The sequence below is a fragment of the Aeribacillus composti genome (assembly GCF_031760945.1).
GTDB classification, from domain to species: domain Bacteria; phylum Bacillota; class Bacilli; order Bacillales; family Aeribacillaceae; genus Aeribacillus; species Aeribacillus composti.
This window is the reverse complement of the sequence record NZ_CP134501.1, coordinates 3401318-3421425: the sequence shown is the minus strand read 5'-3', so window position 1 is coordinate 3421425 and position 20108 is coordinate 3401318. Positions and strand designations below refer to the sequence as shown.

Here is a 20108-nt window from a genome sequence, read left to right as displayed (position 1 = left end):
CTTAAGTGATTTTTTCATCGGCGAGCAGCTCGATATATTTGCGTTTTCGTGCTTTTAAGGCGTCAATTTTCTTGTTTATTTTATCCAGTTTCTTTATCAATTTGCTGCATGAGAGACTGGATGTCATGAATGATGGTCTGTTTAAGTACTTCCTCTTTGATGACATGGCTGCTACAAGCTTTTTTGCCGAATCTGGCATATCCACCGCACATATAACTTTATGATTTGAGCGATACCACATGTCTTTGCCGCAATCAGCGCAATAGGCGATATTCGTAAATAGGTGCCGTTTTGGAGCAGGGATTGTTTTTGACCGTAATTTCATCTGATGTTGTACAGCTTCAAATACGTCTCTTGGAATAATCGGCTCATGAGCGTTTGGAATAATAATTAGTTCCTCATCAGACGCCTTTTTCCGTTTGTTGGCGACAACGGTAAGCCGCTTGCGGTTATCGAAGTGAAACGAACAACCGCTGACCCGAACAAAGGAAAGCAACAGGCGAAATTGTACGCCGACTGCATTGAAAAAATGCACGGCCAACGTCCAATCATTTTTTACACAAACGGTTTTGAAACGTATATTTGGGACGATCTGAACTATCCGGCGCGGAGAGTTTCCGGCTTTTACAATAAGGAAGAATTAAGCTTGCTTATTGTAAAAGCCGCATGATGAAGCGGCCGCTAAAAAATGTGCAAATCAATGACAACATAACAAATCGCTATTACCAAAAAGAAGCAGTTTTAGCCGTATGCGACGCGCTCGAGAACAAACGGCGCAAAGCATTGCTTGTCATGGCGACGGGGAGCGCCAAAACCCGGACGGCGATTTCGATTGTCGATGTTCTCACTCGCCACAATTGGGTAAAAAATATTTTGTTTTTAGCGGATCGCAAAACGCTTGTAACGCAAGCGAAAAATAGCTTTAGCCATTTGTTGCAGAACTTGACGCTTTGCAATTTGCTCGATAACAAAGACAATCCAGAGGAAAGCCGCATGGTGTTTTCGACGTACCCGACGATGATGAACGCGATTGACGAAGCGAAACGAAAAGACGGCAAACGCCTCTTTACCGTCGGGCATTTTGATTTAATTATCGTCGATGAATCCCATCGCAATATTTATAAGAAATATTGGGCTATTTTTGACTATTTTGACGCGATATTGCTTGGGCTTACCGCCACACCAAAAGACGAAATTGACTGCAATACGTATGAAGTGTTTGATCTGGAAAACGGTGTGCCGACCTATGCCTATGAGTTAGATCAAGCGGTTCAAGATGGCTATTTAGTGGATTATCGTACCATTGAAACAAAACTAAAGTTTCTCGAAGAAGGCATTCATTACGATGAGTTATCTGATGAAGAAAAAGAACGGTACGAAGAAACATTTGATGATGAAGTAGGCGAGGATATTGACAGTGCCGCGTTAAATGAATGGTTGTTTAATGACGATACGATTGATACGGTACTGAGAAATTTAATGGAAAAAGGGATTCGCGTAGAAGGCGGGGACAAACTCGGCAAAACGATTATTTTGGCGAAAAACCATCGCCATGCGGAACGAATTGTGGAGCGCTTTGATCAATTGTTCCCTGAATACAAGGGCGGCTTTGCACGAGTCATTGATAACAGCGTGAACTATTACCAAACATTAATCGATGATTTTCCAATCATTTGCCAAAACTTTGGTTTGGATCGTACTTTCTTGAAGAACACAAGGTTGACGACTTTCGGAATATCCACTCCAGTCGCGGAACCCGTTTATGCAAAGATTTATTCGGAGCCGGGCAAGATAAAACGCATTTCCTTATTTTTGACTATTGCGGCAACTTTGAGTTTTTCCGGGAAAATCCGAAAGGAATCGAAGGAAAAGCGGTGAAAAGCTTAACGGAGCGTCTATTTAATGCCAAAATCGAAATCATTAAAGAACTGCAGCATTTACAATACCAAGAAGAAGAGTATATTGCCTATCGCAATGAATTGATTGACGAGGTGCTAGCGGAAATCAATAAAGTTAAACGAAGAAAACTTCCTCGTACGCCAACATATTCAATACGTACACAAGTTTAAAAATCGGGCTAAATGGGATTCCTTAACAGCGATGGATGTCAATGAAATCAAAGAACATATTTCGCCGCTGATTGTTCCGCTAAACGATGATGAATTGGCGAAACGTTTTGATTTGCTTATGTATACGATTGAGCTGGCGAAGCTGCAAACGAAAAATGCGACGAAGACGATTCGGAGTGTGATTCGCACCGCAGAGGCGTTGTCGAAACTCGGTTCTATTCCTCAAGTGATGGAACAAAAATACATCATCGAAAAGGTGCAGACGGAAGAGTTTTGGAGCGAAGCCGATATTTTCGAATTGGAAGCCGTTCGCGAAGCGTTGCGTGATTTAGTGAAATTCCTTGAAAAAGAAACGCAAAAAATTTACTATACGAACTTTAAAAACCAAGTTTTAGAGGTCAAAGAAAACGGTCCGATGTTTAATGTCAATGATCTGAAAAATTATCGGAAAAAGGTGGAACATTATCTGCACGAACACCGCGACCAGATGGCCATTTACCATACCCACTATTATAGTCACAAAGACTTATTTGATAAACAGCATTATATTCCTAAATAAGTTGGGGTTTAAGTCATTTGCGAAAAGAGGGGAGTTTCAAGAAACATGGCAGAGGAAAATGTTTCTTCCGCAGAGACGAAGCATCTCGATCTTGTTCTCTCTTGGAACGAATCAGATGATTTTATTTGAGAGGGGTGCTAATGTGAGAATATAGGTCGAATATGGGTGATTTGTTGTTATTGGACTTTTGTACTAAAATAGTGGTTGTAAATTATGGTAGTGATAGTAACTAAGAAATTGGTGGATAGAATTGAATAGATTAAAGCTCTACTGTTAATGGAGAAGTAAGAAAAGTACATAAATAGAAGTTATTTACACAAATAGCAGACTGAGCATTATATCAGGCAAAAGAAACATTCAAGGGTCTCAACCAATAGTTTATGTTTGTTAGGAAGAAGTAGTTATCGGGAGGGATTGTTATGACGGAAATAACAGAAGATAAAGAATTACTGAGTTATGTTGACTCGTTTCAGGATATGCAAAATTTCTTACTAAATGAAGAGAATATAATTGATATTGATGTGATTGAAAAAGTAATTTTATTTATAAGGGAAGGGACAAAGAATCGAAGAAAGAAAAACTTTAAAACGTATTTTGAGAACATAGAAATGAATATTGATACGATAAAAGATTGGGGGAATATTCTTGAAAAGCTAATAGACGCGATTAAACATCAGGAGATCAACTCTATAAAAGAGCTAAAAGATCATTTGATCTTGCAAGGAATGCTTGGATTTAATCGAAAATATCTAGATACTTTTTCTATTAGTGGGCGTCAAAAGTATTTGAATTGGCTTAATAATCAGATCGGTGATTTAAAAAATAAATTGTTAGAAGCATATCGTAATAACTCATTAAATAGCGAATTGGTTGGCGAGTTTGTAACTGAATTTAAAAAATATCTAAATGGTAGATTATTATTAAAGATAGTAAATATAGATACTAAGCAAATCATAGGAGTACCGATTCATTTAAATAAAAATGGAGATGTTGAAATGTTACCCCATCCTTTTCTAGATTCTGAATGGGAATTGTCACGTTCGATCGACACATTAAAAGATAAGGAACGAATAAAAGTAGGGGATATTGTAGCTGCTTATTTTACTGATAACAAAAGTGAACGATATATGCATACATTGTTGTATGTGGATTTCGATGGAGCAGAAATTCTTCCACAAACATTACAGCAGGCACTCTCAGAATTTGTTGACAATGAATATATTGAACAATATATGGAGAAAATCCGTAAAATCTTTGGAATAGATGATAAAAACGATGAACAGATCGCAACATTAATATTGCAAAAATTATTAGATATAAGTAGTGATATACGTCAAAAATTGTTAGAAGAAAGGGATGAAATAAGAAAAGAAAAGGAAAAATTGTTAATAGAAGAAAAAGAACTCGATGAAAAGCGTAGAGAATGGTATCGTATAATGAAAAAAATTGATGAAATGATCGAGATTGAAGAGCAGACCACCCCAAATAAAAATGAGACTTATACAGTGATCGAGTATGAACCTGAACAATTTATCTCGCATTTACAATCATTATTTTATTATAATGATGATCAACATTTAATCTATAAGGAAGAGATTATAAAAACTTTTATTTATTCTTTACAAGCGAATATCTTAACGTTACTTGCAGGGCCATCAGGAACGGGGAAGTCCAGTATTGTCCAAGCTTTGGGAAGAGCAGTTGAAAATGTAGAAGTGCGTATGATACCAGTGCAATCTAGCTGGACTGATACACAAGATTTGTTGGGATATTTTCATCCGATAGATAAAACATTTGTTCCCACTCCGTTTATGGAAGCACTAGCTGAAGCAGCGCAGGAACAAAATCAATCAAAACTGTTTTTAATCTGTTTGGATGAAATGAACTTAGCTCATATTGAATACTATTTTTCAGAGATCTTAAGCGCACGTGAGCAGAAAACACCAGTACTTCATTTATATCCAAAAAGGTATTTGGAAATTGCAAAGTTTATTTTAAGTGATGAAAGAGCGAGTGTTGAACAACGAAAAAGTGCTGAAGAATTAATAAGGCTATATCCACCTGTATTTAAGATACCTGAGAATGTCCGTTTTGTTGGCACGTTAAATATGGATCATACTGTAAAACCACTAAGCCCAAAAGTGATAGATAGAAGCTTTATATTTGAAGTGGGACACTTGAAATCTGATGAAAAAGAAAAAATAAAAAAGAAGCTGAAAACGCTAACTGGAAAGATCAAGATGGACTACGAGACATTTACATCACCGTTCCTAGACGATACAGCTGTAAACGATACGGTTGAGAAAATTGAAGAAATATCAAAATTATTTGAAGATTATCCGAATGCTTCACTAAATAGTCGAGGAATTAAACATGTTCGTAACTTTTTAAAGTATGCCAAAAATAAAGAGGAACACGAAGAATTAATTGATTATATTATTTTAGGAAAAATTCTACCTAGAATTGAAATAAAAAGATCAGAATTCGACAAGATTTACAATAAAGTCCTAAACGAATTAAGTCCTTATTCACGATCTTATCAAAGATTAAAGGTTATGTTAGAGGCAAAACACACAGTGACGTTTTGGTAGGTGGAAAAGGTGAAGCTTTACCATGTCGCAAAGGAAAAAGATCGATTAGTGATCTATGATGAACTTCAATTTGACGGAAGTACGTATTTTACTTGTGAATATAATAAGATTAAGAAAAGAATGACCCAAATTGGTGTTTGTGTTGAGAACGCAAGCCGAATTGTTGTGAAACAATTTGATATAGAAGTTGCCCGATTAACGTTCGATGAGGAATCAGGTATTTGGTATCACAAGGAAAAAGAATGGATGGAAGACGGCTTTCCTAAAACAACAGACAGTATCTTTGGGATTAATGCAGGCGGCAGTTTTGATGTTATTGCGTATGATGAAGATGGTAATGAGATAACGAAAGCCACAGTCATGATTACTCCTGGAACCATGTCTATCGAAGAATATCAACAAATGCAACAGGAGGTTCGAAGATTATTTGAATTGTTCTCCTATGATCTTGCGCAAATTGATTATAATGATCAGAATTGTTTGAGAAGAGTACAAATGCCTCTTTATCCACAACAACAATTTCAAGAACTCTTTGATCAATTTTTCGACTGTTTTAATGAGATTTTAAAAATGCCTGAACAAGAATTGATTCAGGTTGAAAAGAAAATCAATCTACATCAAGTAAAAAAGTGGACGACTTCTATGATTATTGAAAATGAAATTAGAAAAAATGGAAAAGTCACGGCGCTTATAAGCGAGAAAACAACAGATATAAAAGAACATCGTATGATTCGGTTTATGGTAGAAGAGTTTCAGCAACGAATCGACATGGAGTTAACTGCTGAACAAAAACAGTTGAGTTCGTTGCAAAACGAGCTACAGCAACTAGAAGAAGTAGAAAAGATGGAGCAGTCTTCCTCTTTGTCATCAAATTTTCGTAGTCTTATCGAAATTGTGCGCTCTGATTGTGAGAAGTTACAACGCAGGATTTGTATATGGAGAGAAATGAAGGATAAGGTTAGTGAGCTATTAAACCAACCCTTATTGCAATGCGAGCCACAAGTCATAGAAGAGACACATCTTTTTCGCATGCATCCTGTTTATAGTGAACTCTATTCCATTTATGTTGCATATGAAAATTTATCTCCCCGTTTATCGGAGACATTTCGGCTTTTTATTCAGTCAATAGTAAAGTCGCCAACACTTTATGAGATTTGGATTTTATTAAAAATCATTGAGCAAATGAGTCAATGGGGTGTAAATCCGAATGAATTTATGAAAGATGTACAGGAAAAGTACATAAATCAAAAAACGATTAGCGGATATAAGAAGCGATTTAGATTAATGGACAGGCCATTTGATATCCTGCTTTGCTATGATTATACATTCGATGACATAGGATATAAACCTGATTTTGTTATTGGCTTCTATAATAAAAAGAAAAAGAAGTGGTACATGCATACATTAGATGCAAAATATAAATGCTACAGCAAAATGCCGAGAAGTCGAAAAGCAATTCTAGATGATTTAGAACGTTCGGGGACTCGCTATTTAAATAATTTATTTCGTAATACACCCCATATTCATTTACAATCGGCTACGCTAGTTCATACTGATGTAGACTCGTTGAATTGGAATATTAAGCATCAAACGTTAAATCCAAGTGGTCATCAACACAAACTTACACATTTTTATTTCACTCCATCTGAAAATAAGAATTTAAGTATTTATCTGAAAAGATTGTTGCATGAATGTAGTCATTTTGAAAATTGTTGCCCAAAATGCGGAAAAGAAATAGATGGGATAAGGGAAGAAAGGGAACCTTACAGAAACAAATTAAGATGGAAGACAACGTATATTTGTCAAGAATGTGAAGAGGTTTGGGTTGCTAATTTTTGTAGTTCTTGTTTTTACAATAACAGGGGGTTGAGAAGCACTACAATTAACGGCAGGATTTACAAATATCCAAGACCTCTTTATAAATATCCAACTAATAACTATAATCTACAAGTTAAAAATAATTGGGATGTTCACTGTCCAATGTGTAATAAAACTGCAAATCATCTGTTATCTTTCAGTATACAAGAAAATATTTTGAAAGGAACAATTATTACCTGAATTCAAAGTTGAGACCAGAGCCAATTCAAAAAATCACACTGAAGAATAGTTGTGTAACTTCATTTTTCAAATCAATGGTCTGTCCGCTGTGCAAGGGGCTTGATCCGTCAACTGGGACTGGAATCAACGATCATTGCATGAATGCGTATATCCGTTTCAGGGATCAATGAGCAAGAATATCGGGAATTTCTTGGTCTACAAATCGGAAACAGCGGAGCGAGTCGAGCTGGAGCGAAATCTTTGCATGCTAAACTAAAAGGTTGTAGGCTAGGTCGTCTCAGAACAGCAAAAAGGGCGGTGCGGGCCATTGAACAGCAGCTCCAAGCAGTGACACGGCAGCGGTGGCAGACGCACTTTCTTCGCAATATTCTTGATGTCACCCCAAATAGGCACGTGTGGATCGTTGCGAGGTGCTTGTAAAACGTCTATAGCCCTTCCGATATATGGATATTTAGCAATTAAGGGTATGTACGCGCTATTTCGTGCATCCCCTTTGTTACAACGAATGATCCGTTTTTTCCTTTCTTATCAATCCGTATAGGTTTTCTTTTGTGCGATGCTTGAACATTACCGGGGGAAAAGTAACTTCCCAAAAGAACCTCCTCGGTTTTGGAATCATGTTTCAATGTCATGGCTGATTTGGCTTGTTCCCCAATGTCCTTTCCTTATCAAAAACGAATTAGGTGAACACTGCTACTTCTCGATATCTGCGATCACCACTCAAGGTATGTGGAGTGTGTGGCGAAGATGGTTTTAAAAAAAGAATTATAATAGGGTCTTCTTTTTATGAATTATGTTATTGTATTGCCAAATACGGCTACTTCAATATTCAATCATTTGTTGATCAGCATGGATGATCGGCTTACTCCTTGTTTCTAAAAGAAAATATAATCAAAGATAAAACAAAAGGGCCGTCATGTGGGAGTGCTTGGAAGAGATTGTGTTGAGGGAAAATTAAGCAGAGGGAGCCGGAAATCCGTAAAGATTTTCGGAGATCCCTCTGCTTTTATTTCGATTTAGTCAATGAAGAAAATTCAGGAATTGCCTCATGAAAAGACAGGAACTTTTAAAATTGTATTTTGATTATTTGTTGGCTAATCCATTCAACCAATTTTTGGTTGGGAATGTATAATGCTCCCATAAGGTGAGACACATGAGCGTGATAAATAAGTTATAATGATACCATGAAAAAAAGAAACCGATATACCGCAGAATTTAAAGCTAAGGTGGTTCTTGAGGTGTTGCGTGAAGAGCAAACCGTCAATGAAATAGCCGCCAAATATGAATTAAGCCCAGTCATGGTCAGTCGTTGGAAAGCAGAATTTCTAGAACGATCCTCGATGGTCTTTGAAAAAGGCTCAAGCGAAGTGGATAAAATCCGTAAAGAATATGAGGCCAAACAAGAAAATTTAGAGAAATTGGTAGGTCAGTTAACGGTTGAAGTTGACTGGCTGAAAAAAAAATCTGGGCTCAAATAAGTCTGTTGACGAACGAAAGGCTATGGTCGAATTCAATCACCCATCGATCAGCATCAAGCGTCAGGCACAGTTATTAGGTATTCATCGTACTAGCGTGTATCGCCAATCAAAGGGGCAAACAGAAAGCTCAGAAAACATCATGCTCATGCACGAAATGGATATGCTTTATACAGCTCATCCCTACTTTGGCTACAGGCGCATGACTGCGAAACTTCGTGAGAAAGGATTTGATGTGAATCGTAAACGCGTACGCCGTCTCATGCGCCTTATGGGTATACAAGCTATTTACCCAAAACCCAACCTTAGTAAGAGGCTACATGCCAAGTACTGCCGGCCTTACCTGCTCCGTGGATGGGAGATCACCCGTCCGAACCATGTATGGGGAGTGGATATCACCTACCTTCGTATGGGACGGGGCTTTATGTACCTGTTTACCATCATCGACTGGTTCAGCCGCAAAGTGATCGATTACGAGTTATCTAGTACGCTGGAGAAAGGATTTGTCATCGACTGTCTGAAGCGGGCATTGCGTCATGGTAAGCCGGCCATCATCAATAGTGACCAGGGCAGCCATTTTACAAACGCTGACTATCTCGGGCTGTTGAAAGAGTATGGCATCCAGGTATCAATGGATGGCAAAGGACGAGCAACAGACAATAGTCGTACGGAACGATTCTTTAGAGCTTTAAAGTATGAATGTATCTATCTCAATGAATTCGAGAATCCTAAAGAGTTGCGAAAAGGCATTCGACGCTATGTTACGTTCTATAATACAGACCGACCTCACCAATCCTTGGACTATTTGACGCCAGCAACAGTGTACAAGCAACCTAAGATGGCTCAAGCATCCTAACCATCGAACGTGATGAGAGGCTTTATATGGAGAGACGGGCATGATAGGCTGTTTTAGCCATGCGATGTTATCTGTCCATCGCTCCAGCGCAAAAAATCGTGCCCGTAGAGGCTCCATGTCAAGCCTTTTTTGCACACGCACCACATTCATAGCGAAAGGAGAGAATGGATAACTTAAATATTATCAATTTGTGTCTTGACAAAGGGGTGCATTACAATGGGTGTGTGAAAAGAGGTTCCGTTCAAACTATATAGAATATTTCTTGATTGATCACGATTGCTTTTTTCAATTAAATCGAACAATTCTTCTTTACTTAAATCAGCTTGATGAAAAAGAGAAAGAATTAAGGATTCATAGGACATGAATTGGACTATTCTCCCGCACTTTAAGATACAAGGCATCTCAATTAAAAAAGGGTAATGAGTTTGTAGGGGCTTCATTTTAAATTCATGGACTATAGGGTCTAGTTTTTTGCAAAGGGCTGAAACGGTGGATTTCGAGAATTTCTTGTCACATAATTGTTCTGTAATTTTTTGTACTTTCCGAGTTGAAACACCGTTTACCACTATTTCCAACATAGCAAGCAATAATGCTTGTTCGCTACGCTGATAGCATTCAAAGAGATCGGTACTAAATTTGCCATTACGATGCCGTGGTACGTGTAAGTGGCAAATATGAAATTTTGTGTAAAATAATGGTAATATCTGGACGATATATATAATGAGGGTCAATTATTCTATGGGCTGGTGAATCCTCAAAAATAACATTTGAAAGGGGGTGCTTATATGAAAGCAAAGAGGTTAATCAGTTTATTGCTTGTGATGGTCGTAGTATTTTTCATGACAACAACCGCATTCGCCGCTTCGTCATCGAAAACATTCACCTCATCCTCTGGAACAATCGGTTCAATGAGTCTGTATCTTGACCCGGGTGAGAGTGGTTCCTCGTCTATTGCTACAATTAATGTCTCCGGATTACCGGCAGATGCGGTCATTACAAAGGTCGTTGCTGATTGTAACACGATGTCGTATTCTGGCGCAATCCTGTCAAACAGATTGTATATAACAACTAGTAACATTTCCGGATGGACATCGGCACCATGGGGATCTGGTAACAAAACAGAAATTTCTGCAGAATTGATTGGCACACTTGCGAATGGCACATATCAACTTTACTATACGGGAACCAACGTCAGCAGTTTGTCTCCCGGTTATAAAACATATAAAAATATAAAGCTGACGGTGTACTACAACTACTAAACAACATCTTAAACCCGGATAGGTAAGTAGTGGTTATCGCCAGGTATTTTCCAGCAAAGTATCAGGCGAAATCCTATGAAAAGGAGTGAATGGAAAATAAGTCGTATAAAACCATTAGATGTCAACTTAATCAATATATTGCTTGGAACAAAAATTGACAATAAGCTGCGGATGAATGGCTTTCCGTCCCCTGACTTTACCAGGTTCGATTTCTGCACGAAAACAGCCCCTGCCATGAGTGAAGAAGAATTCAGAGAGGCTATTATTGAACAGGCAAAAAAAGATGCTGCCAAAGGTATCTGTGGCGGTGAATCTGCGGGCTACAGAAATCTTATGAAAAGCTATATTTCCGTTGTGTCTCCAGATAGAAAAGGTATTATCGCAAAAGCATCCCAAAGTTTTGCCGGCAAAGGCCGAATATCCTTTGTGGAGTTCAAAGATGCAGGTAATAATGTCATTGCCCATTATTCACAAAATAATGGTTGGACAATGGTGATGACAAAAGCAGAAATGGCACGAACTAGTGAGTTTAGCGCAATATACGTTGAAGCATGGCGCGAGGCATATTATGGGAAAGGCAATACTATCGATGGTGCTGCCATCTCATCGGGAAGTACATTCAGCGTATCTGTTTAATCTCACCAGTTTCTATTCAATTTTCGAGCTGGGTGTCCGATAAGTCCCTAAAATGAAGCAAGTGGAGAAAAACAATGCGTTTCTCTCCACCTGCTTTTATATTTTTTCGATTTTTATCTGAAAGTAGCTTTTGGAAATGGATTAGCAGTTTACTACCGCGGTGGAACCTCACACCACTCACTAAAGTGGCGTGCTTCTCCATGTTTCTATGAGAATTTCCTGCTCCATCACCTCGCAGCCTATCTCTTCAGGCTTCGATCCACTCCTTCATTGATTGCGTAAAATATGCTTCGAGAATTCTCTACTGGCTGTACAATCTTTTTTAGAAAAATAGTCTGTCAAACAATGACAAAAACAATTCCTGCTCCTATGAGTCAGGAGTTTCTTTGTTGTATTTTCTCCCTTTTTGTGACAAAAAACGGATTTACCGAAACATAGACCTTATATATAAAAGTTAGTGTTTTTTTCGACATAGGGTGAAAAACCACGTCAGAAATGACAGACATCACACCACTGCTGGCGAGAAAACCAAACAAAGGAACAAATCCAAAAAACAATTAGAACTGTTTGTTAAAATTATCTATTTTGTATTTTGGGAGGCAGATTATTGAAAAAAAGGCACATCGTTTAACTGATATGTCTTTTGCGAATAGGTTTCTATAAAATGCAATAGGCTTTCCCTGTTGCGATCCTCTCTTATTTTTCTTCTCCTCTATGAAAAAAGAGATGGTGATTTTTTCTGGTTTACGGTTTTTGAGTGATAGAACCGATCTTTTTATCTATTATTAACGTTTTCAATAGAAAATTGAAATTGGAATTATCCAATAGTTTAGAAGGAGAAGAAAATGATGAATGAGGAAAAAATGAAAATGATTGAGTTGGCTGTGAAAGATTTGGTTTTGTAATGCACAAATTCAGGACACAAAACGGTCTGCTTTAATTGGATTATGTCAAAAATTATTTGAATAAAGCTCATCGGCCGGGATTCGATTCATCCTCAGTATCTAACGGGGGAGATAGTAACCTTCTGCACAGCACAGCAAGCATGGCAACATTTTTTAAGGAGAAACAGCAAAGTGGGAGTATTTTTTACAAGAAAATATGCATCCAGTCCCATCATTAGACAAGAATGCTGGAACGATCATGTTCCTAATTGGAACAAAAAAAAGGGAACCATTTTCAAAACACCCGGGATACCGTCAATCCTGTCAAACGGAGAAGGAACAAAAAAAGGATTAAAAGCAAATGATAGTTTTTGATAAACTTAAAAAAACCCATCCCAAGAATGCTGGCGTCATAACAGCATTCTTGGGATTTGTTTGTAAAACATAGAATATTGGGAAAATTTTTGTTATGGGACAACTGAAGCTTTAAAACAGCAGAAATCCAATGGAGATCGGGATAAAACTGAAAATTAGAATCATGACGCAAAATCCCATAATATCTCGGATGTGGAGGCCTGCGATCGCTAAAATGGGAAGCGCCCAAAACGGCTGGATCATATTTGTCCAAGCATCTCCCCAGGCTACCCCCATTGCTGTTTTGGCCGGATCTGCTCCCAATTCCATTGCTGCCTGAATCATAATCGGTCCTTGAACCGCCCATTGCCCGCCCCCGGATGGAACAAAGATATTGATTAAGCCAGCACTAAGAAAGGAGAGGTAAGGCAAGGTTTGTTCGGTCGAAACACTGACGAACCATAATGCGATTTGCTCAGACAATCCTGAATGAATCATCATTCCCATAATTCCAGCATAAAAGGGAAACTGGATGATAATCCCACCGGCGTTTTTAACGCCGTTCGCTACCGTATCCAGAAACCTTTTCGGTGTTTGATGAAGTAAAATTCCAAGGAAAAGGAAAATAAAATTGACGATATTAATGTTTAGGTTAAATCCGTTTACAGCAAAATGATAAACAATAAATGCAATTCCCATAATGCCGATGATCAGGGATATTGTCCGACTGTTTTCCAATTTTTCTGCTGGTGTCATAGGTGTCACATGTTCTACTGCTGCTGCTTCTTCATTTGGAATCACCCATTTCGTTCGATCTTCGAGCTGGCTCTCTGCATTTTTTAACAAATAACGGTTAAACAGCGGCAAGGTGATCAAAAGGGCAATAACAATAAATAAATTTGTCGGGCTAAAAAGGGTTTTCGTCACTGGGATCACGCCCATGGATTCCTCCAAAAAGTGGCCCGGGGTTGCAATGGTAAGTGGGATCGAACCGGAAAATCCCCCGTGCCAAATGAGGAATCCGCTGTATGCACTGGCAATTAAAATACGGTAGTCGACGGATGGAACATGCTTGGCAACATGTATGGCAAACAAAGCGCCGATCACCAGCCCGAAACCGTAATTAATCAGGCAGGCGATTAATGAAACAATGGTTACAAGCATGACGGCATGGACAGGGGTGCGTGCAAAGGTGCTTACTTTCGCCAAAAGCCTTTTAATGACGGGGGTGTTTGCTAATATATAGCCGGTTACAACCACAAGGGTCATCTGCATGGTAAATTCCAGTAAATCCCAAAAACCTAAACCCCAATGGGTGACCATGTCCACTGGACTGTTGTCTGTAAAGAAAACACCTAATAAATATACTAAAAACGTTAAAATAATGGCGAACAGCAAGGCATCAGGCAAATAACGCTGCACCACGCGGTTGAAAAAGGATGTAAGTGTCTTCAATGGTTTCTCCTCCCTTTAGCAAATAATAAATTCTGTTTGATTTTTCCACCGGTTCCGTTAAAAAATAAGAACAAGTAAATGAGCGCATGATGGAATCGCTTTCAAAATTCCTTTTTGCATCCGCTTACATAAAAGTTTACACAGGGACAAACGGTAAAGTAAAATAAATAAAATGAATCTTATTTATTACATTTGGGAATAAAAAGGGGGATTCGATGGAACTTCGGGACATTCAATCCTTTATTGAGGTGGCCAATCATCAGAGTTTTACAAAAGCTGCGGAGCACTCCTATTTATCCCAGCCGTCATTAAGTAAAGCCGTGAAAAAGCTGGAAGAGGAATTTCATATGGAACTATTGGAACGGTCCACGAGGCATATTCAATTGACGGATGCAGGAAAAGTTGTTTATGAACAGGGAAAAAAGTTAATGAGTATTTTGGAAGAAACGAAAATGCTGCTGGATGAACTGGCAAACGTCGCCATTGGAGAAATTAAAATCGGCATTCCTCCCCTTATTGGAACGTTGTTTTTCCCTTCCATTGCCGGGAACTTCCATCAACAATACCCGAATGTCAAATTGGAGTTGGTGGAGGTTGGCGCAAGGGTAGTAGAGCAGCTGGTAGAAGAGGGGGAAATTGATGTCGGCATTGTGGTTCTGCCGGTGGATGAATCCATTTTTCACATTTCTTCTTTTTTTACGGATGAATTTGTCCTTTTTATCCACAAGGATCATTCTCTGGCCTGCAAACAAAGGGTGTCCGTCAAAGAATTGGAGAAGGAAAGCTTTATATTATTTGCAAAAAACTTTACGTTGCATGAATTTATTATTAACACCTGCAAAAATTCTGGTTTTACCCCGAATATCGCCTATGAAAGTTCCCAATGGGATTTAATTTTGGAGCTTGTTTCATCAAAAATGGGGATCACATTGCTGCCGAAAGTGATAGGCGGAAAACAAAATAATCCGGATATTGTTATTATTCCCTTGAAAGAAAAGATTCTTTGGCATCTTGGTATTATCACGAAAAAGGGTCGGTACCGCTCCTTTGCTTTGAAAAAATTGCTGGAGATGCTTACGGAGCAAGAGAAGTGAAATCTATACATTCCATTTCGAGTAACATTGTATTTCAATGAATAAATAAACCGTTTCCTAATGATGGAAAGTACCTTAGGACGGAAATTCCTTGGCTGCAGTCTTTCATTTTTTGTACAAAAGATATAATAAACATATAAATTGGTGGTGAATGAAAAAGTTATCCGTACGACGAACATTGATAACCGTCTTTAAACGATTCTCTGTCAGGGGGACCAGCCGATTCAGCGGCACTAACTGTATCCACTCTGAGCCGCCAACTCAAGAGCGGATTACTTTTTTTAAAAAAGACAGTATTGGTCCAATCCACCCCCAAAGGAAATAGCGAACATGAGAGATTCAAATAATGTCAAGGCATCCCCTTTCCTTCAGGAAGTGGCTCCACCCTTGAGTTTTTCGTTTCTAGCAACTGCGTAAGAGGCATTCACACCATAAATAGGCCCCACACATAGATATACCAAAGGAGTTTATTTAAAAATGAAAACAGGGTAACCTCATTCAATAATTTTATGGTACCCCGTTTAAGGATAGAAATCTTATTTTACCTTACATTTTTATGCTGAAATTATTTTCAGCTGTTTCAATATGATGATCGTATAACGAACGTTTTCTCGTATCCGGAACTAACAGACTTAAAATTAGGGATAATATAATGCCTCCCATCATAAATCCGCCAAAGACCCATGGGGAAGGACCGAAGGATTCGGCCATTGTTGTCCAAATCATTGGACCGAAACCAACAATGGCGGCTGCCACTTGATACCCGAAGGATAAACCTGTGTAGCGAACCTTTGCCGGAAATAATTCGGAGAATAAGGTGCCCTGTGTTGCGAAAATCGATGCCCAGATGATTCCCAGCATCACGCCTTGCATGATGTATAACCAGGAAGCGCCCTCGTCAACCAATGAAAAATAAGGGATAGATAAGATAAACAATAAAATTAATCCGACAATATAAATGAGTTTTCGGCCAATATAATCAGACAAGTATCCTACAACCGGAATGGTGATAATCATAGTCGCGCAGCCAATGGTAAGGGCTGTTAGTGCCACTTGGTTGGAATACCCCAAGTACACCGTAGAATAAGAAAGAATAAATGACATTAAGAATACATTGAAAAATCCGTCCCCAATTTTTAAACCGATAGCATGCAAAACACTTTTCCAATTCGTTTTGAACGTTTCCAAAAATGGTATTTTCGCAATTGCTCCAGCTTCCTTTTGTTGTTTGAAGGCAGGAGTCTCTTCAATTCCGCTTCGGATCCAGAGCGCGAGTCCAATCAGAACGACACTAAATAAAAACGGAATCCTCCATCCCCATGCCAAAAATTGTGTATCAGAAGTAAAATAACTAATAACCGTTAAGCTTAATGAACCGAGAACTAAACCGATAGGTACACCTAGCTGGGGAATGGAGCCATACAGTCCGCGAAGGCCTTTCGGGGCATATTCGGTGGCCAACAGAACAGCTCCACCCCATTCACCCCCAAGGGAAATACCTTGGATGAGCCTTAAAAGGACGAGTATAATCGGCGCCCAAATACCAATTTGCTCATAAGTAGGAAGAAGACCAATCAAAAATGAACTTCCGCCCATTCCAATAAGTGTAAATATTAAAGCGGCCTTTCTTCCCATCTTATCACCAAAATGACCGAAGATAATGCTGCCGATAGGTCTGGCTGCATAGCCGATGCCAAAGGTTGCAAAAGAAAGCAACAATCCTACAGCCGGATCATGACTTGGAAAGAATAGAAATGAAAACACAAGTCCCGTAGCAGTACCATATAGGTAAAAATCATACCATTCAATGACAGACCCTGATAAGCTGGCAAACAAGATACGGATTTTGTTCATAAAAATACACCCCTCATCTCACATATCTAATAATCAAATTCAAATTCTCTTTTTGAGGGAATTCACGGTTATTTCATTATCGCTTGCACTGGAACGGCGGAATTCCATTAATGACATTCCGAGGTTTAACATGTTGGAAAAGCAGGTTCATAAAGGTAAATTGAATGATTTTAAAGTACATTTTCGGATTTCCTCAACAAATGTTTTTGAATTTTTCCGACAGACGTTCTAGGAAAGTCCTTCACAAACTCGATGGTATTCGGTATTTTAAATTTTGAAAGACGGTTCCGACAATGTTCAATCAGCTCCTGTTCCGTCGTTTGTCTTCCTTCTTTTAAAATTACAAACGCTTTAATGGCCTCATCCCGCATCTCATCAGGCACGCCGATGACAGCAGCTTCATACACGTCCGGATGTTCCATGATTACATTTTCTACTTCCATTGCCGCTACGTTTTCTCCAGCACGTTTGATCATATCCTTTTTCCGATCAACGAAGTAAAAATAACCGTTTTCTGTCATAATGGCGTTGTCCCCTGTATACAGCCAGCCGTCTTGAATAGTTTCGTTGGTTGCCTTTTCATTTTTGAAATACCCTTTCATAATAGTGCGCCCCGGAATGCCTTTTACAATGATCTGACCAGGTTTGTTGACCGGTACTTCTTTTCCCGCCTCATCCACAAGTTTGACTTCGGCGCTGAGGATGGGCTTTCCGATTCCGGTATTATCCTTTTGCCCGTATAATGGATTCATTAATGGCGGTGCTACAGTTTCTGTCATTCCGTATAGCTGCAACAGCGGTACATTGTATTTTTGTTCAAATTCCTGCAGTTGTTCAGGTGTGACCGATTGGGCAAAGATGATTAAGCGGAGAGGATTTTCTTTGTCTGCCTCATCAAAACGCTGTGCTAAAATCATGCGGATGGGAGCTGCAAACAATGAACCGACCGTTGCATGCAATCTCTTTGCCTGCTTAAAATATTGGGAAGCACTGAACCGTTCCGTGATGGCAACACTTGCTCCAACGGTTAAGGCAGGCATAAACAGATAGTATTGGCCATTGCCATGAAAAAGAGGAAGTACGATCAAAGCCCTGTCTTCTGGGGTAAAGTTCAGGGTCTTCGAAACAGCCTCGCCAGTATAAAGATAATTGGCATGAGTAATCATGCATCCCTTCGGCTTAGAAGTTGTTCCCGAAGTATACATGATGGAGACAATATCATCGCTTTTGAGGGATACAGGAGGAATGTCTCCCTCTGCTTTTTCAATTAAATGATCCATGCTTATTTCTTTGTATAGATCATTTTTGCAGCGGCTTAACAATATTTTTTTAAGATTTGGCAATTTGTTTTGAATTGATTGAAATTTTTCCAAATACCCCTCTTCTGTAATTAGGAGAACCGATTCCGAGTGGGCGATGTAATATTCCATTTCATTTGCAGTCGAGAGGATGTTTGTTGGTACCATAACCGCACCGACTCTAGCCAATGAAAACCAGCAGACAATGAAGTCAGAACCATTTGGAAGATGGAGAGTAACCCGGTCGCCTTTTTGAATCCCTAAATCCAAAAGTACTCGGCTGAATTTATTCACTTTTTGCAAAAACGTCTGATAAGTATACATGGTGGTTTTTTTGTTATTATCTTCAAAGACAAGAAATGGTTTATCTCCGTGTAACCTGCATTTTTCATGAAGCAAATCGATAATCGTTCTTTCTCCAATAATATCCATCGATTTCACCCCCCTATAGTAAACGCTTACACCGAAAATAGACTGTAGTCTTTATAGACCATAGTTTATTTCAATATATTTGATTTGTCAATAATATTTTGTTAATTTAGAATATTTTGTATAATAGGTTTTCCAAGACCATTAGATATAATAAAAGACAAGTTGAGTTAGGAAAAAAGGGGATTTTTTTATGACATTAAATGCAAAGCAAAAAAAAGCGCTTAAAACCAAAAAAAGAATTTTGGAAACAGCTTTGGAGCTGTTTAGTCAAAAAGGATATAACCAAGTCACTGTGGATGAAATCGTCGAGAAAAGCAAAACGTCGAAGGGAGCCTTTTATGGGCATTTTGCTTCGAAGTCAGAAATTTTTTTGGAAAAGTTTAAGGAAATTGATAACTTTTATGATGAATTTTGCAAAACATTGCCGAATGATTTATCTGCTAAGGAAAAGATTATACGTCTTTCCATCACACAAATGAAGTATTTGAAAAACGATTTAGGGAAAGAGTTAATGCAAACGATTTATATGAATCCCCAAAGCGCAAAATTTCTGGCGGATACGAATCGAAGATTATATCACATTCTTGAAAATTACTTACAAGAGGGACAGGAAAAAGGGGAGTTCACCAAAGATTTTTCAATACAAGAGCTGGCCATGATCATTTCCAGGTGCATGCGGGGAACTTTATATGATTGGTTTATTTTCGAAAAGGAACTAGATCCGGTCATCGAGATTGAAAAGATGCTTCAAGCGGTTTTTCAAGGAATTGAAAAATATTGATTCAAAAAATTACTAGAGCTTCAGGATCATAGGAAATTACTTATCCTTGATATGAAATTGAGCCATACTGATCATCCTTTTCTTCCTCTCTTATGTTTTAATGTTCTGACACTTCCAAGCATAAGAGAGGTTTTGAAAATTGGGAAATCAAGTGGCTTATTTTTTTATGTGGTCGATCCTCTGTAAAGTGACTTAATATTAAATGATCAAATTCAAACATACATCCTATATGTAAAAATTTGTGTTTTTTTGCATAGAGTGAAAATCCACGCCAAAAATGACAGAACATCATCGCTGCTGGCAAGATAAGCAAACAAAGGGATAAATCCTAAAAAACAATTGGAACTGTTTGTTAAAATTATCTATTTTGGGAGGCAGAATAAGTGACTGATTTTATAATTGAGTGACATGTTCATCATCTGTTGTTTGAAGAGATGATTTATCTGTTTTATT

General features: G+C 38.4%; 12 protein-coding genes and 2 pseudogenes. 9 read left to right on the top strand and 5 right to left on the bottom strand.

Annotated features, from left to right (window positions below):
- Position 1 precedes the first annotated feature (1 nt).
- Positions 2 to 535, bottom strand: a complete 534-nt coding sequence (locus tag RI196_RS18755; protein WP_445206688.1) for a recombinase family protein — start codon at positions 533 to 535, stop codon at positions 2 to 4.
- On the opposite strand from RI196_RS18755, the pseudogene RI196_RS16580 reads away from it, so the two are divergent.
- The 5 genes and pseudogenes from RI196_RS16580 to RI196_RS16565 all read left to right on the top strand — a co-directional run.
- Positions 425 to 2568, top strand: a pseudogene (locus tag RI196_RS16580) (type I restriction endonuclease subunit R); the annotation flags it as partial. The gene RI196_RS18755 and the pseudogene RI196_RS16580 sit on opposite strands and share 111 nt — an antisense overlap.
- A gap of 479 nt (positions 2569 to 3047) precedes the next feature.
- Positions 3048 to 5219 (top strand): McrB family protein, encoded by a 2172-nt coding sequence (locus RI196_RS16575; RefSeq protein WP_311066571.1) that lies wholly within the window; start codon positions 3048 to 3050, stop codon positions 5217 to 5219.
- A 9-nt stretch (positions 5220 to 5228) separates the two neighbouring features.
- Complete coding sequence (locus RI196_RS16570) at positions 5229 to 7277, top strand: DUF2357 domain-containing protein (protein WP_311066570.1); 2049 nt, start codon at positions 5229 to 5231, stop codon at positions 7275 to 7277.
- 141 nt (positions 7278 to 7418) lie between these two features.
- Positions 7419 to 7697: a transposase gene (locus RI196_RS18660; protein WP_375338768.1), complete on the top strand. Its 279-nt coding sequence runs from the start codon at positions 7419 to 7421 to the stop codon at positions 7695 to 7697.
- 764 nt (positions 7698 to 8461) lie between these two features.
- Positions 8462 to 9608 (top strand): IS3 family transposase gene (locus RI196_RS16565; RefSeq protein ID WP_445958364.1). Its coding sequence is split into 2 segments (ribosomal slippage): positions 8462 to 8733 and positions 8732 to 9608, totalling 1149 coding nucleotides; the frame shifts between segments, so codons are not numbered across the junction.
- Between the two features lie 363 nt (positions 9609 to 9971).
- On the opposite strand, the pseudogene RI196_RS16560 reads toward RI196_RS16565, so the two are convergent.
- Positions 9972 to 10273, bottom strand: a pseudogene (locus RI196_RS16560) (transposase); the annotation flags it as partial.
- Between the two features lie 120 nt (positions 10274 to 10393).
- Between RI196_RS16560 and RI196_RS16555 the strand changes: the two are divergent.
- Together RI196_RS16555 and RI196_RS16550 are read left to right on the top strand one after the other, a co-directional pair.
- A complete protein-coding gene (locus tag RI196_RS16555; protein WP_133309162.1) occupies positions 10394 to 10867 on the top strand; it encodes a hypothetical protein in 474 nt (157 codons plus the stop codon).
- Between the two features lie 75 nt (positions 10868 to 10942).
- On the top strand, positions 10943 to 11503 hold the full coding sequence (locus tag RI196_RS16550; RefSeq protein ID WP_311066568.1) for a hypothetical protein: 561 nt from the start codon (positions 10943 to 10945) through the stop codon (positions 11501 to 11503).
- A gap of 1370 nt (positions 11504 to 12873) precedes the next feature.
- Here RI196_RS16550 and RI196_RS16545 read toward each other — a convergent pair.
- The gene (locus tag RI196_RS16545) at positions 12874 to 14196 is read right to left on the bottom strand and encodes a short-chain fatty acid transporter (protein WP_311066567.1); all 1323 of its coding nucleotides are present in this window, start codon (positions 14194 to 14196) and stop codon (positions 12874 to 12876) included.
- Between the two features lie 215 nt (positions 14197 to 14411).
- On the opposite strand from RI196_RS16545, the gene RI196_RS16540 reads away from it, so the two are divergent.
- Entirely contained in the window at positions 14412 to 15290 is an 879-nt protein-coding gene (locus tag RI196_RS16540) for a LysR family transcriptional regulator (RefSeq protein ID WP_311066566.1), read from the top strand.
- Positions 15291 to 15836: 546 nt separating this feature from the next.
- Here RI196_RS16540 and RI196_RS16535 read toward each other — a convergent pair.
- Positions 15837 to 17144: an MFS transporter gene (locus RI196_RS16535; RefSeq protein ID WP_144598291.1), complete on the bottom strand. Its 1308-nt coding sequence runs from the start codon at positions 17142 to 17144 to the stop codon at positions 15837 to 15839.
- Between the two features lie 170 nt (positions 17145 to 17314).
- Complete coding sequence (locus RI196_RS16530; protein WP_311066565.1) at positions 17315 to 18874, bottom strand: AMP-binding protein; 1560 nt, start codon at positions 18872 to 18874, stop codon at positions 17315 to 17317.
- A gap of 190 nt (positions 18875 to 19064) precedes the next feature.
- On the opposite strand from RI196_RS16530, the gene RI196_RS16525 reads away from it, so the two are divergent.
- A complete protein-coding gene (locus RI196_RS16525; RefSeq protein WP_311066564.1) occupies positions 19065 to 19655 on the top strand; it encodes a TetR/AcrR family transcriptional regulator in 591 nt (196 codons plus the stop codon).
- Positions 19656 to 20108 lie beyond the last annotated feature (453 nt).

Coding starts and splice junctions, on each gene's coding strand:
- RI196_RS16575 (WP_311066571.1), top strand. CDS start 3,048: ATGACGGAAATAACAGAAGATAAAGAATTACTGAGTTATGTTGACTCG.
- RI196_RS18660 (WP_375338768.1), top strand. CDS start 7,419: ATGCGTATATCCGTTTCAGGGATCAATGAGCAAGAATATCGGGAATTT.
- RI196_RS16555 (WP_133309162.1), top strand. CDS start 10,394: ATGAAAGCAAAGAGGTTAATCAGTTTATTGCTTGTGATGGTCGTAGTA.
- RI196_RS16550 (WP_311066568.1), top strand. CDS start 10,943: ATGAAAAGGAGTGAATGGAAAATAAGTCGTATAAAACCATTAGATGTC.
- RI196_RS16540 (WP_311066566.1), top strand. CDS start 14,412: ATGGAACTTCGGGACATTCAATCCTTTATTGAGGTGGCCAATCATCAG.
- RI196_RS16535 (WP_144598291.1), bottom strand. CDS start 17,144: ATGAACAAAATCCGTATCTTGTTTGCCAGCTTATCAGGGTCTGTCATT.
- RI196_RS16530 (WP_311066565.1), bottom strand. CDS start 18,874: ATGGATATTATTGGAGAAAGAACGATTATCGATTTGCTTCATGAAAAA.
- RI196_RS16525 (WP_311066564.1), top strand. CDS start 19,065: ATGACATTAAATGCAAAGCAAAAAAAAGCGCTTAAAACCAAAAAAAGA.